This is a genomic window from Streptomyces sp. NPDC003456 (assembly GCF_042878735.1).
Taxonomy (GTDB): Bacteria; Actinomycetota; Actinomycetes; order Streptomycetales; family Streptomycetaceae; genus Streptomyces.
On record NZ_JBIAOK010000009.1, the window covers coordinates 122952 to 135562 of the forward strand.

The 12611-nt window shown below is 73.8% G+C and carries 12 protein-coding genes; 7 read left to right on the forward strand and 5 right to left on the reverse strand.

All coding sequences use genetic code 11. The features are described 5' to 3' along the window. Positions 1 to 40 precede the first annotated feature (40 nt). Both ACFYWG_RS32155 and ACFYWG_RS32160 read right to left on the reverse strand, forming a co-directional pair. The gene (locus ACFYWG_RS32155) at positions 41 to 1435 is read right to left on the reverse strand and encodes a metallopeptidase TldD-related protein (protein ID WP_385419279.1); all 1395 of its coding nucleotides are present in this window, start codon (positions 1433 to 1435) and stop codon (positions 41 to 43) included. Next, complete coding sequence (locus ACFYWG_RS32160; RefSeq protein ID WP_389204390.1) at positions 1432 to 2955, reverse strand: TldD/PmbA family protein; 1524 nt, start codon at positions 2953 to 2955, stop codon at positions 1432 to 1434. Before ACFYWG_RS32160 ends, ACFYWG_RS32155 begins: the two co-directional genes overlap by 4 nt. 273 nt (positions 2956 to 3228) lie before the next feature. Between ACFYWG_RS32160 and fabG the strand changes: the two genes are divergently transcribed. The 3 genes from fabG to ACFYWG_RS32175 all read left to right on the forward strand — a co-directional run bounded on the left by fabG (position 3229) and on the right by ACFYWG_RS32175 (position 5250). After that, a complete protein-coding gene (gene fabG / locus ACFYWG_RS32165; protein ID WP_376333206.1) occupies positions 3229 to 3948 on the forward strand; it encodes a 3-oxoacyl-[acyl-carrier-protein] reductase in 720 nt (239 codons plus the stop codon). A gap of 5 nt (positions 3949 to 3953) precedes the next feature. Continuing rightward, entirely contained in the window at positions 3954 to 4721 is a 768-nt protein-coding gene (gene fabI, locus ACFYWG_RS32170) for an enoyl-ACP reductase FabI (RefSeq protein WP_376333207.1), read from the forward strand. A gap of 160 nt (positions 4722 to 4881) precedes the next feature. Beyond that, complete coding sequence (locus ACFYWG_RS32175; RefSeq protein ID WP_389204391.1) at positions 4882 to 5250, forward strand: hypothetical protein; 369 nt, start codon at positions 4882 to 4884, stop codon at positions 5248 to 5250. On the opposite strand, the gene ACFYWG_RS32180 is transcribed toward ACFYWG_RS32175, so the two are convergent. Further along, the gene (locus tag ACFYWG_RS32180; protein WP_376333212.1) at positions 5228 to 5920 is read right to left on the reverse strand and encodes a FadR/GntR family transcriptional regulator; all 693 of its coding nucleotides are present in this window, start codon (positions 5918 to 5920) and stop codon (positions 5228 to 5230) included. The two genes, ACFYWG_RS32175 and ACFYWG_RS32180, sit on opposite strands and share 23 nt — an antisense overlap. A 70-nt stretch (positions 5921 to 5990) precedes the next feature. Between ACFYWG_RS32180 and ACFYWG_RS32185 the strand changes: the two genes are divergently transcribed. The 4 genes from ACFYWG_RS32185 (at position 5991) to ACFYWG_RS32200 (ending at position 8614) form a co-directional block, all read left to right on the forward strand. After that, positions 5991 to 7388: a CynX/NimT family MFS transporter gene (locus ACFYWG_RS32185; RefSeq protein WP_383508781.1), complete on the forward strand. Its 1398-nt coding sequence runs from the start codon at positions 5991 to 5993 to the stop codon at positions 7386 to 7388. A 146-nt stretch (positions 7389 to 7534) separates the two neighbouring features. Beyond that, entirely contained in the window at positions 7535 to 7651 is a 117-nt protein-coding gene (locus ACFYWG_RS32190; RefSeq protein WP_097215821.1) for an SGM_5486 family transporter-associated protein, read from the forward strand. Between the two features lie 172 nt (positions 7652 to 7823). Continuing rightward, a complete protein-coding gene (locus ACFYWG_RS32195) occupies positions 7824 to 8030 on the forward strand; it encodes a hypothetical protein (protein ID WP_376333218.1) in 207 nt (68 codons plus the stop codon). Between the two features lie 65 nt (positions 8031 to 8095). Next, a complete protein-coding gene (locus ACFYWG_RS32200) occupies positions 8096 to 8614 on the forward strand; it encodes a histidine phosphatase family protein (protein WP_376333219.1) in 519 nt (172 codons plus the stop codon). A 188-nt stretch (positions 8615 to 8802) separates the two neighbouring features. Here ACFYWG_RS32200 and serB read toward each other — a convergent pair whose 3' ends face one another. Next, the gene (gene serB / locus ACFYWG_RS32205) at positions 8803 to 10029 is read right to left on the reverse strand and encodes a phosphoserine phosphatase SerB (RefSeq protein ID WP_376333222.1); all 1227 of its coding nucleotides are present in this window, start codon (positions 10027 to 10029) and stop codon (positions 8803 to 8805) included. Between the two features lie 151 nt (positions 10030 to 10180). After that, entirely contained in the window at positions 10181 to 12451 is a 2271-nt protein-coding gene (locus tag ACFYWG_RS32210) for a streptophobe family protein (protein ID WP_389204392.1), read from the reverse strand. Between the last annotated feature and the right edge of the window lie 160 nt (positions 12452 to 12611).

Below are 12611 nucleotides of genomic sequence, written 5' to 3' on the forward strand. Positions count from 1 at the left end.
GAACAGTCCTGGGGCGGTCGGGTGACAGCCGCCTACGAGGTTATACGCCCTGGCTGACCGAGCTCATGTTGAAATCGGGCACGCGCAGCGGGGGCATCGCCGCCCTGGTGAACCAGTCGCTCCACTCGCGGGGCAGCGTCTTCTCGGTCCGGCCCGCCTCCGTGGCCCGGCCGAGCACGCCGACGGGGGACTCGTTGAACCGGAAGTTGTTCACCTCGCCGGTCACCTCCCCGTTCTCCACGAGGTAGACGCCGTCCCGGGTCAGGCCGGTGAGCAGCAGCGTCGCCGGGTCGACCTCGCGGATGTACCACAGGCAGGTCAGCAGCAGCCCGCGCTCGGTGTTCGCGACCATCTCGTCCAGGGAGCGGTCCTCGCCGCCGTCCAGGACGATGTTGTCGATGCCCGGCGCCACCGGCAGTCCCGTCAGGCCGGCGCTGTGCCGGGTGGTGGTCAGGTGCCGCAGCTCACCCTCGTGCATCCACTCGGTGGCCGCGAGCGGCAGCCCGTTGTCGAACACCGACTGGTCGCCGCCGGAGGAGTGCGCGATGACGAACGGCGCCGACTCCAGGCCCGGCTCCTCCGGGTCGCTGCGCAGGGTCAGCGGGAGACCGGTCAGCCGCTCGCCGACCCGGGTGCCGCCGCCCGGCTTCGAGAACACGGTCCGGCCCTCCACCGCGTCCCGGCCCGAGGCCGACCACATCTGGTAGATGAGCAGGTCCGCCACGGCGGTCGGCGGGAGCAGCGTCTCGTACCGCCCGGCGGGCAGCTCCAGGCGCCGCTCGGCCCAGCCCAGCCGCACGGCCAGCTCGGCGTCCAGCGCCGCCGGGTCGACGTCCTTGAAGTCCCGCGTGGAGCGCCCGGCCCACGCCGACCGGGTCCGGTCGGGCGACTTGGCGTTCACCTCCAGCGTCCCGTTCGGCTGGTCGTGCCGCAGCCGCAGCCCCGTGGACGTGCCGACGTACGTGGAGACCAGCTCGTGGTTGGCGAAGCCGTACAGCTCGCGGCCGCCCGCACGCGCGCGTGCGAAGGCCTCGCCGAGCGCGGGCGCGAACTCGGCGAACACGGCGGAGGAGGTCTCCGCGGGCGGCTGCGTGAACTCCGGCGCCGGGGCGACGCCCGTCACCAGCGGCTGCGCGTCCTCGGCGGGCCCGGCACCGCGCGCGGCGGCCTCCGCGGCCCGCACCAGGGGCTCCAGGTCGTCGGCGGTCACGGCGGACCGCGACACGACCCCCGAGGCCGTGCCCTCCTTGCCGTCGACCGTGGCGACGACCGTGAGCGTGCGTCCCCGCGTCACCCCGTTCGTCGTCAGCGCGTTGCCCGCCCAGCGCAGGTTGGCGGTGGACCGCTCGTCGGCGATGACGACACAGCCGTCGGCCCGGGACAGCTCCAGGGCCCGCTCGACGACCTCGTGGGGCTTGGTGGTGCGCGCGCTCATCGACCGGCCTCCTGGGTGGTGTTGAGGATGTTGACGCCCTTGAACAGGGCCGACGGGCAGCCGTGCGAGACGGCCGCGACCTGCCCCGGCTGGGCCTTGCCGCAGTTGAACGCGCCGCCCAGCACATAGGTCTGCGGTCCGCCGACCGCGGCCATCGAGCCCCAGAAGTCCGTGGTCGTCGCCTGGTAGGCCACGTCGCGCAGCTGCCCGGCGAGGCGGCCGTTCTCGATGCGGTAGAAGCGCTGACCGGTGAACTGGAAGTTGTAGCGCTGCATGTCGATCGACCAGGACCGGTCGCCGACGACGTAGATCCCGCGCTCCACGCCCCCGATGAGGTCCTCGGTGGACATTCCGGCCGGGTCGGGCCGCAGGGACACGTTGGCCATGCGCTGCACCGGCACATGGCCGGGGGAGTCGGCGTAGGCGCAGCCGTTGGAGCGCTCGAAGCCGGTCAGCTTCGCGATGCGCCGGTCCAGCTGGTAGCCGACCAGGGTGCCGTCCTTGACCAGGTCCCAGGACTGCGCCGCGACGCCCTCGTCGTCGTAGCCGACGGTGGCCAGGCCGTGCTCGGCGGTGCGGTCGCCGGTCACGTTCATCAGCTCGGAGCCGTAGCGCAACCTGCCCAGCTGGTCGAACGTGGCGAAGGAGGTGCCGGCGTAGGCGGCCTCGTAGCCCAGGGCCCGGTCCAGCTCGGTGGCGTGGCCGATCGACTCGTGGATGGTCAGCCACAGGTTGGACGGGTCGACGACCAGGTCGTACAGGCCCGGCTCCACGCTGGGCGCGCGCATCTTCTCGGCGAGCAGCTCCGGCATCCGCTCCAGTTCGCCCTCCCAGTCCCAGCCGGTGCCCCTCAGGTACTCCCAGCCGCGTCCCACGGGCGGGGCGAGGGTGCGCATGGAGTCGAACTCGCCGCTGGACTCGTCCACCGACACGGCGTTGAACACCGGGTGCAGCCGGACGCGCTGCTGGGTGGTCACCGTCCCTGCCGTGTCCGCGTAGAACTTGTTCTCGTGCACCGTGAGCAGCGAGGAGTCCACGTGGTCGACCCCGTCGGCCGCCAGCAGCCGCGCGCTCCAGTCGGCGATCAGCCCGGCCTTCTCCTCGTCGGGCACGGAGAACGGGTCGATCTCGTACGCGGAGATCCACGTCTTCTCGGCGTGCACCGGCTCGTCGGCCAGCTCCACGAGCTCGTCCGATCCGGCCGCCCTGATCACCTGGGCCGACAGCTTGGCCATCGCCACCGCCTGCGAGGCGACCTTGGCGGCGGCGTCCATGGTCAGGTCGACGCCGGAGGCGAAACCCCAGGTGCCGCCGTGCACCACGCGCACCGCGTAGCCGAGGTCGGTGGTGTCGGAGGAGCCGGCGGGCTTGGCGTCCCGGAAGCGCCAGGAGGCGCCCCGCACCCGCTCCAGGCGGAAGTCCGCGTGCTCGGCGCCCAGCGCACGCGCGCGTGCGAGGGCCGCGTCGGCGAGGGCGCGCAGGGGAAGGGCCGTGAAGGCCTCGTCGATGGTATGAGGCACCGCCGTCTCTTTCTGTCGAGGTGACCGTGGTTGCCGTGCTCTGTGATGCTCCGATCATGTCCCCCCGCGCCGCCCCCGGGCCACGGCTTTGCGCGGTGGCCGCCGCGGCGATCTGTAGGGACCCGACAGTGAGGCCCGTACGCCACTGTCGGTGCCCGATTGTCCGCGCGCGTGCCCGGACCGATAGGTTTTCGAGGAAGCCGCCTGTCATCGGCGCCTGTCGTGCAGGTGTCCGGCGGTGGTATTTCGGTCCGCTATGGAAAGGGTGATCCGTTGAGCCGCTCGGTTCTCGTCACCGGAGGCAACCGGGGCATCGGCCTCGCCATCGCCCGCGCGTTCGCCGACGCCGGCGACAAGGTCGCCATCACGTACCGCTCGGGCGAGCCGCCGGCCGCCCTGACGGACGTGGGCTGCCTCGCCGTCCGGTGCGACATCACCGACGCCGAGCAGGTGGAGCAGGCCTACAAGGAGATCGAGGAGGCGCACGGGCCCGTCGAGGTCCTCGTCGCCAACGCCGGTGTCACCAAGGACCAGCTCCTGCTGCGCATGTCCGAGGAGGACTTCACATCCGTCCTCGACACCAACCTCACCGGCACCTTCCGCGTCGTCAAGCGCGCCAACCGCGGCATGCTGCGCGCCAAGAAGGGCCGCGTCGTGCTGATCTCCTCGGTCGTCGGGCTGCTCGGCTCCGCGGGGCAGGCCAACTACGCCGCCTCCAAGGCCGGCCTCGTCGGCTTCGCGCGCTCCCTCGCCCGTGAGCTGGGCTCGCGCAACATCACCTTCAACGTCGTCGCGCCGGGCTTCGTGGACACCGACATGACCAAGGTGCTCACCGACGAGCAGCGGTCGAACATCGTGTCGCAGGTGCCGCTCGGCCGGTACGCGCAGCCGGAGGAGATCGCCGCCGCGGTGCGGTTCCTCGCCTCGGACGACGCCTCGTACATCACTGGAGCCGTCATCCCCGTTGACGGCGGACTGGGAATGGGTCACTGATCACCATGAGCGGAATTCTCGAGGGCAAGCGCGTCCTGATCACCGGCGTGCTGACGGAGGCCTCGATCGCCTTCCACACCGCCAAGCTGGCCCAGGAGCAGGGCGCCGAGGTCATCCTCACGGCGTTCCCGCGGCCCACGCTCACCGAGCGCATCGCCAAGAAGCTCCCCAAGCCCGTCAAGGTCATCGAGCTCGACGTCACCAACGACGAGCACCTGAGCCGGCTGGCCGACGTCGTCGGCGAGGAGCTCGGCGGCCTCGACGGTGTCGTGCACTCCATCGGCTTCGCCCCGCAGGACGCCCTCGGCGGCAACTTCCTGAACACGCCGTTCGAGTCCGTCGCCACCGCCATGCACGTCTCGGCGTACTCGCTGAAGTCGCTGACCATGGCCTGCCTGCCGCTGATGCAGAACGGCGGCTCGGTCGTCGGCCTGACCTTCGACGCGCAGTTCGCCTGGCCGCAGTACGACTGGATGGGCCCGGCCAAGGCCGCCCTGGAGGCCACCAGCCGCTACATGGCCCGTGACCTTGGCAAGCAGAACATCCGCTGCAACCTGGTCTCGGCGGGCCCGCTCGGCTCCATGGCCGCCAAGTCCATCCCCGGCTTCAGCGAGCTGGCGTCCGTGTGGGACTCCCGCTCCCCGCTGGAGTGGGACCTGAAGGACCCCGAGCCGGCCGGCCGCGGTGTCGTCGCCCTGCTGAGCGACTGGTTCCCGAAGACCACGGGCGAGATCGTCCACGTCGACGGCGGTCTGCACGCCATCGGCGCCTGACCACCCGCGGGTCCGCCACGCCCCGTTCCCCGCAGCGCGCGGGGGGCGGGGCGTCGCCCGTTCGGCCCAGCAGACCGGGCGGGACGGACCACGACCGGCCACTGTGGGAGGTGCGTCCCCGACGCCCCGCCCTCCCCAGCACGGCCGAGGAGGTCCCCTTGTGCGCTTGTCCCGCCGAACGGCCTCCCTGTCCCTCGCCGCCGCCCTCGTGCTGACCCTGGCCCACGAAGCCGTGCCCCGGACGCAGACGGCGGCGCCCCACGCGCGCGTGCCCGACGCCCGGGACGAGACCGGGCCCTTCGGCGCCGCGTGCCGGGTCCGTGTCACGGGCCCCGAGGTGACGGCGTACTGCCACAACCCCTATCCGGAGACGGACCGGGTGAGCCTGCACGTCGAGTGCGTGCGCTGGTGGGACATCGACACCGACAGCGCCCCGGTGGCCGCCGGACCCGCGCAGACGGTGCGGCTGAAGGGACGGTGCTGGAAAGAGGTCGGCGGCGCCTGGATCAGCCACCGGCGGGGGAGCTGACCCCGCCGAGCCGGCACAGGAACGGGTAACGGGCCGCCTCGGCCGCGGCCCCGTCCGCGTCGCCCGCGCGGATCGCGTCGAGCAACGGCGCGTGGTCCATGTACGTCTCCGGCGTCAGCCGCCCGCCGACGTCCTCGCGCAGCCAGTCCCGCAGCACCTCACCGAGGTCCGCGTACATCGCGGTCATCACGTCGTTGTGGGAGGCGGACACCACGGCCAGGTGGAACGTCGCGTCGGCGGTGACGAACGCCTCGGCGTCCCCCGACTCCCAGGCCTCCTCACGCCGCAGCAGCAGCGCGTCGAGCTGCTTGAGGTCCTTCTCCGTGCGCCGCCCGGCGGCCAGCCGCGCGGCGGCCGACTCCAGTGTGGAGCGCAGCTCGGCGATGTGCCGCGGGTCGGCCTCGGCGAACCGCCGCTGCATCACCCCGGCCAGCTCGCTCGTCGCCACCACGTACGTGCCGGACCCCTGGCGGATGTCCAGCAGTCCGTTGTGCGACAGCGCGCGCACCGCCTCCCGGACGGTGTTGCGGGCGACCCCCAGCTGCTCGACGAGCGCCGGCTCGGTCGGGATGCGGGAGCCCACCGGCCACTCGCCCGAGGTGATCTGGGCCCGCAGCGCGGCGATGACCTGCTCGGACAGCGCCGAACGGCGGGGATGGCTCAGAGGCATGACTCACCTTCGCACGGCCGGGGCCCCGCACGGTGGAGGGAGGGTGGAGAGTCAATCATCCCATGATTCTATGATGGGTCTCATGGCTAGTGAGGAAACCCGGACCGAGACGCCCCCGACCGTGAGCAGCCCCGCCCCGTCGGGCGCACCGGCCTCACCAGGCGCCCCCTCCGCGCGGGACGCCCGGGAGCCGGGCGGCGCCTCCCCGCGCGCGTGGACGATGCGCGTGCTCGTCGCCGGCATCGTGCTGTCCGCGCTGAACCTCCGGCCCGCCATCACCAGCCTCGGAGCCCTCCTGGAGGAGGTCCGCGACGGCCTCGGCATGAGCGGCAGCGTGGCCGGGCTGCTCACCTCGGTGCCGCCCCTGTGCTTCGCCGTCTTCGGTGTCATGGCCCCGCGGCTCGCCCGGCGCTTCGGAGCGGGCGCCGTGGTCTGCGCCGGCATGGCCGCCATCGCCACCGGCCTGCTGGTCCGCCCGTACGCGGGCGGCACGGCCGGCTTCCTGGCCGCCAGCGCCCTCGCCCTCATGGGCATCGCCGTCAGCAACGTCCTGATGCCGGTCATCGTCAAGCACTGGTTCCCCGACCGCGTCGGGTCGATGACCGGCCTCTACTCGATGGCGCTCGCCCTGGGCACCGCCCTCGCCGCCGCCGTCACGGTCCCGCTGACCGACGCGCTCGGCGGCGACTGGCAGTCCGGCCTGGCCCTGTGGGCGTCCCTCGCGGTGGCGGCCGTGCTGCCGTGGCTGCCGTTCGTCCGGGGGCGCGTGACGCCGCCCGGCGCGCGGGACGGCGCGGCCCGGGGCGGTTCCGTCCCGAACGGCCGGACCGCCTCCGGCGAGCCGGCTCCCGCCGGGACGGCCCCCGCACCTGAGGTCCCCCGGCTGAGGATCACCCGCAGCCGCACCGCCTGGGCCCTCGCCGTCTTCTTCGGCCTCCAGGCCACCGCCGCCTACATCACCATGGGCTGGATGGCGCAGATCTTCCGCGACGCCGGCGTCGCGGCGGGCACCGCGGGCCTGCTCCTCGCCGTCACCATGGTGATGGGCGTCCCGCTGGCCTTCGTGATACCCCGCCTGGCCACCCGGCTGCCCCACCAGGGACCGATCGTGATCGCCCTCGGCGTCTGCGGCCTCGCCGGATACGCCGGTCTCCTCCTCGCGCCCGCCGCCGGTGCCTGGGCCTGGGCGCTGCTGCTCGGCGTCGCCAACTGCGCCTTCCCGCTGGCCCTCACCATGGTCGGCATGCGCGCCCGCACCGGCCAGGGCGTCGCCCAGCTCTCCGCCTTCGCCCAGAGCACCGGGTACCTCATCTCGATCCCCGGGCCGCTCCTCGTGGGCGTCCTGTACCAGCACAGCGGCGGCTGGGGCCTGCCCCTCGCGCTGATGAGCGCCCTGATGATCCCGCAGATGGCGGTCGGCGTCCTGGCGGGCCGCAACCGGACGGTGGAGGACGAGGCCGCCGCCTGAGACGCCGGAAGGACCGCCCTGCTCCTGGGTGCCGGGAGGCGCCGCCCGGCCGTCGGACGCCGCGCCCGGGAGCTCGTGCGGGTGGTTTCCCGGGCTCGGGGACCCCCGGGGGCTCCGGGGCCTGCGGCGGGTGCGAGACTTGTCCCATGCCAGTGCTCGACCCGAACCCCCAGCACGGTCAGAAGAAGATGCTGCTCGTCTTCGGCGCCTTCTTCGCGATCTTCATCGTCATCGCCGTGATCGCGACCATCGCCTCGCCCTGACCGGGCCCGTGGGCCCCGTCGGCCCCATGGTGGGGCTAACCCCCCTGTCCCCTAGGGGGTGAGGGTCAGGGTCAAGTGGGTGGATCACCGGATGGGCCGGACGCCGCCCGTTCCGTAGCTTCGAGAGGTGACCGCGCGACGGTCACCGACCACTCGGAGAGCGGAGGCACCCATGTCGGCCCCCACGCACACCCGGCCCCACCCGGCGACCCGGGCCACCGCCGACAGCCGCCTGCCCTGGTGGGCCCTCGCCCTGCCCGTGCTGGCCTTCACCGCCCTGCTCGCCCTGATCCTGAACCCGTCCGACGCCCACGCGGCCGCCGGTGACCCCGCGATGAGCCAGCTCTTCGCACGCGTCGAGCGGCTGATCTCCCGCTGAGCACGGCCGAAGCGGGTGGTCAACTCCCTGCGCCCCGTGGCGTGTTTCGTGCGAAGCTGGATCTCATGAGCGTCGCAGAACCCCGCAGGATTGTTCTCTTCCGCCATGCGAAAGCCGACTGGCCGCAGGTGACCGACCACGAGCGTCCGCTCGCCGACCGGGGCCGTATGGACGCGGCAGAGGCCGGACGCAGGCTCGTCGACACCGGCCTCGCCATCGACATGGCCCTGTGCTCCACCGCGGTGCGGACCCGGGAGACCTGGAAGCTCGCCGTCCAGGAGTTCCCCCAGCGTCCGAAAACCGTCTACGAGGAGCGGATCTACGAGGCCTCGCCGGGTGAGCTGATCGCCGTGCTCAACGAGACGCCCGACGACATCCGCACCCTGCTCATGGTCGGCCACAACCCGGGCATCCAGGGCCTGGCCGAGGTGCTGGCCGGCTCCGCCGAGGGGGACGCCCGCGAGCGGATGACCCGCCGCGGCTTCCCGGCCGCGGCCTTCGCCGTCCTGTCGTTCAGCGGGCCCTGGAAGAGCCTGGAACCGGGCGTCGGCACGCTGGGCGACTACTGGGCCCCGGCGGAGTGACCCCCCTCCCCGTCCACGGGAGCGACCCTCCGGGGGCGGGGCGGCCGAGCCGGCGGGGATGCGGGCAGGGGACCGCGGGCGGCCGGCGGGATCGTGACGCCGCCAGGGCTTCCCGCTCGACGCACGACGCGTACGCATGACAGGGGCCCGGCACCGAGGTGGTGCCGGGCCCCTGGCCGTTCCCGCGGTCAGGCCGTGTCGTGGGTGTCCGCCGCCTCGACCTCTTCACGGGTGATGCCGAGCAGGTACAGGACGGTGTCCAGGAACGGGACGTTCACCGCGGCGTGCGCCGCCTCGCGCACCACCGGCTTGGCGTTGAAGGCGACCCCGAGCCCGGCCGCGTTCAGCATGTCGAGGTCGTTCGCCCCGTCACCGATCGCCACCGTCTGCGACAGCGGCACACCCGCCTCGGCGGCGAACCGGCGCAGCAGCCGGGCCTTGCCCGCCCGGTCCACGATCTCGCCCGTCACCCGGCCCGTGAGCTTCCCGTCGACGATCTCCAGGGTGTTGGCCTGGGCGAAGTCCAGCCCGAGCCGCTCCTTCAGGTCGTCCGTGACCTGAGTGAAGCCGCCGGAGACGACGCCGACCTGGTAGCCGAGGCGCTTCAGCGTACGGATCAGGGTGCGGGCGCCCGGCGTCAGCCGCACCTCGCTGCGCACCTTGTCGACGACAGAGGCGTCCAGTCCCTCCAGGAGGGCCACGCGCGCGTGCAGAGACTGCTCGAAGTCCAGCTCCCCGCGCATCGCCGCGGCCGTCACCTCGGCGACCTTGTCCTCACAGCCCGCGTGGGCGGCGAACAGCTCGATGACCTCGTCCTGGATGAGGGTGGAGTCGACGTCCATGACGACCAGGCGCTGGGCGCGGCGGTACAGACCGGCGCCGACGACCGCCACGTCGACGCCGAGCCGGGCCGCGTCGGTCACCAGGGCGGTGCGCAGAGGCTCGGTCTCCACACCGGAGACCGCGAACTCGACCGCGGTGACGGGGTACTTGGCCAGGCGGAAGATACGGTCGATGTTGGCGCCGGTCCGGGTGATCCGCGCGGCGATCGCCGCCGTCGCCTCGGCGGTGAGCGGGTGCCCGAGCACGGTGACCAGGGAGCGGCCGAGGCCGCGCGGCCGGTTGTCGCCCAGGCCGGAGATGATCTCCGCCTGCATCTTCATCGACTCGGCCCAGCTGTGCACGGTCGCCCGCAGGTCACCTTCGAGGCCGGAGGGCGGCTCGGTCACGAGCGCGCACAGCACGATGCGGCCACGGGTGACGACCTGCTCGATGTCGACGACGTCGACGGAGTAGGCGGCGAGGGTGTCGAAGAGCCCGGCGGTGATGCCCGGCCTGTCCTTGCCGAAGATCTTCACGAGGAGAGTGGGGACGTCGGCAGGGACGTCGGAAGACGAGGTCTGCGAAGCGCTCATGGTGGTTCCACCGTATCCGGCGGGCCCTGCCCACCGCCCCTGAGGTCCGTCTGGCGGACAGCGAACAGTGGGTGTCGTGCCGGTGGCGTGGACCTTGCCGGCCGGGCTGCCGCGGAGGCACGCGGGGGAGCGGGTGCGGCGGCACTGCCTCTCACCTCCCGCCGTGCGGGCCGCGGGGCGGCGGGGGAGGAGGCGGCGGGGGCGGCCCGTCGTCCGGCCGGGTGGGTGGCCCGGTGCCGTTGCGGGGGCCGGGGGACCAGCGGGGCGGCGGGCCCATGGGCCGGATCACGGTAGGGGCGCCGTAGATGCCGTCGCCGTCGCCGTCGGGTGCGGGAGGTTCGGCGTGCGCGGCCGGTTCGTCGTCCGGAGCCGTGTGGTCGTCGCCGGGCCGGGCGTCCTGCGGCTCGCGCGGTCCGCCGGGTCGGGCGTCCTGCGGTGGGCGCAGCTCGTCGGGGACCTGAAGGTAGGGATTGGTGGCGGGGTTCGGCGGCCGGTACGGCGCACCGGGCGCATACGGCCCGGCCTCCTCCGGTCGCCCGGCCGGGCCTCCTCGCGACGGCCCCGGGGACCCACTCCACCCGGGGGTCGCCTCCCGCCCCGGCTCCCTCACCCCGCTGCCCGGGCCGGCCCATCGGTTCTCCGGGGCAGGCGGTGACGGCGTCGCCCCGCTGCCCGGCCGTACCCGCCGGGTCTCCGCGTCCGGCCATGCTCCCCGGGTCCCGCTGCCCGGCCTCGCCCGCCAGGTCTCCTCGGCCGGTCGGGGCGTGTGCGCACTGCTGTCGCCGATGCTCGGCTGCCAGGTCTCCGCCTCCCACTGTGGCTCCCTCACCCCGCTGCCCGATCGCGCGGGTTCCGCTCCCGTGTCACGCCCTGCCGGACCCCCGCCCGGCCCGTCTCCCCGGGCCGGTGCCGTGGCCGAGCGGCCTGCCGCCCCGCACGTCCAGGCGAGTCCGGCCCCGGCCGCCCCGGCCGCGGTGCCCCACAGCGCGCCCAGCAGTACGGCCGTGCCCAGGTGCCCGTGCAGCGTGAGACCCGCGCCGAAGGCGTCGAAGCCGAGTACGGACAGCGACGCCGTCACGGACACGTCCGTCAGCCAGACCAGCAGGGGCAATCCGAGCGCCGTCACGCCCCCCAGCCGCACCGCGCACCGGCACACGAACCCGAGAGCCCCCGACCCCCGCAGCGCGCCGGCACCGGCACCCTCCGGACCGGCAACGCCCCCGCCGGCAGCGCCCGTACCGAAAAGGTCCGTACCGGCGACGCCCCCACGGGCGCCGCCCCCACCTGCAACGACCGCACCCGAAGCTCCCGTGCCGGAGCGCTTCGGCCCCACCGGTGTCCGCGCCCCCGTCAGCACTCCCGCCAGCAGCATCAGCAGCGCCGCCCCGGCGCCCAGCAGCCACACACGGCTGTCCAGTTCGGCCAGGCGCCCCAGCGTCACCGGGCGGTCCGCGCCCGCCCCGAGCAGATCGTCCAGCGGGTGCGGGAGGACGCGGGTCAGCTCCCCCGTCGCGTGGCCGTCCCACGGCACGAACAAGCCGATCGGGAGGCCCAGCCACACCCCGTTCGGCGCCCCGAGCAGCGCCGCTCCCGCGATGCGCCCGGGACGGTCGTCGCCGGCCGCCGCGTACGCCGCCGCCGCGAGACCCGCCGCCACGGCCACCAGCACCGCGGTCACCAGCGCCGACACGGCCGGCCGCACCACCCGGTGCAGGGCCTCCCAGCCCCGCGGCAGCGGCGTACGGCGCGAGGCGAGCAGCGCGACGGCGAGGACGCCCGCCGCCCAGGCGAACCCGCCGAGCAGCGTGGGCGCGGTGTCGACCGTGAAGCCGACCGAGGCCCGCGCGTCGACCAGGTCCCCGAGCCGGTCCGGCAGCAACCCCCCGACGTCGCCCAGCCCAGGGATCGAGACACCGGTGTCGCCGCCGGTCACGTCGTCCAGGCCCAGCGACCCCCCGTCGATCGTGATGACATCGTGTCCCGCCCAGGCCAGCCCGCCCAGCATCGCCACGAACAACGCGACCACCGCCCCCGCACGGGCCAGGAGTTCGGCCGGTGAGACCTCAACTCCCGCCGCTCGCAAGGACCTCAGGAAGAACCACGACAGCAGCACCGCACCGACCAGACTCACCCCCAATGGCGTGATCCGGATGGCCGTCTCCGCCTCGGCGCCCGACAGGCCGAACGCCGACACATCACCGGACGGCGTGACCGACCCGCCCGCCCCGAGGGCCACCACGGCCGCGGTCATGGGCCCCAACGACCCCGCCGCGTCCGCGTCCAGCAGCCGCAGGCCCAGCGCCGCCGTCCCCGCCATCCCGATCAACGCCCAGCTCACGGCGGCCACGGCGGACACCAGCACGTCACCCCACGGCACGCGCGCGTGGCCCCGCTTCGTCCCCGCCCCTGCGGCAGCACCCATGGCAGACCCCCCGATCCGCGCCGCGACGGGAACACCGCGCATGTCCCCCTCGCGTCGAAATACCACTCTCCGGCCGGATTTCAACCCCGTCAACGGAATCGGCGAAGTGTCCGCACTCCGGTCACCGCAAGGCCCGACTTTCGGTCAGGGGGCCGCTCCT

Excerpts from the sequence above, each read along its gene's own strand:
- ACFYWG_RS32180 (WP_376333212.1), bottom strand. The coding sequence starts at position 5,920 with ATGCCTCTGAGCCATCCCCGCCGTTCGGCGCTGTCCGAGCAGGTCATC.
- ACFYWG_RS32155 (WP_385419279.1), bottom strand. The coding sequence starts at position 1,435 with ATGAGCGCGCGCACCACCAAGCCCCACGAGGTCGTCGAGCGGGCCCTG.
- ACFYWG_RS32190 (WP_097215821.1), top strand. The coding sequence starts at position 7,535 with ATGCCAGTGCTCGACCCGAACCCCCAGCACGGTCAGAAGAAGATGCTG.
- ACFYWG_RS32200 (WP_376333219.1), top strand. The coding sequence starts at position 8,096 with ATGAGCGTCGCAGAACCCCGCAGGATTGTTCTCTTCCGCCATGCGAAA.
- ACFYWG_RS32185 (WP_383508781.1), top strand. The coding sequence starts at position 5,991 with ATGATGGGTCTCATGGCTAGTGAGGAAACCCGGACCGAGACGCCCCCG.
- ACFYWG_RS32195 (WP_376333218.1), top strand. The coding sequence starts at position 7,824 with ATGTCGGCCCCCACGCACACCCGGCCCCACCCGGCGACCCGGGCCACC.
- serB (WP_376333222.1), bottom strand. The coding sequence starts at position 10,029 with ATGAGCGCTTCGCAGACCTCGTCTTCCGACGTCCCTGCCGACGTCCCC.
- fabI (WP_376333207.1), top strand. The coding sequence starts at position 3,954 with ATGAGCGGAATTCTCGAGGGCAAGCGCGTCCTGATCACCGGCGTGCTG.
- ACFYWG_RS32210 (WP_389204392.1), bottom strand. The coding sequence starts at position 12,451 with ATGGGTGCTGCCGCAGGGGCGGGGACGAAGCGGGGCCACGCGCGCGTG.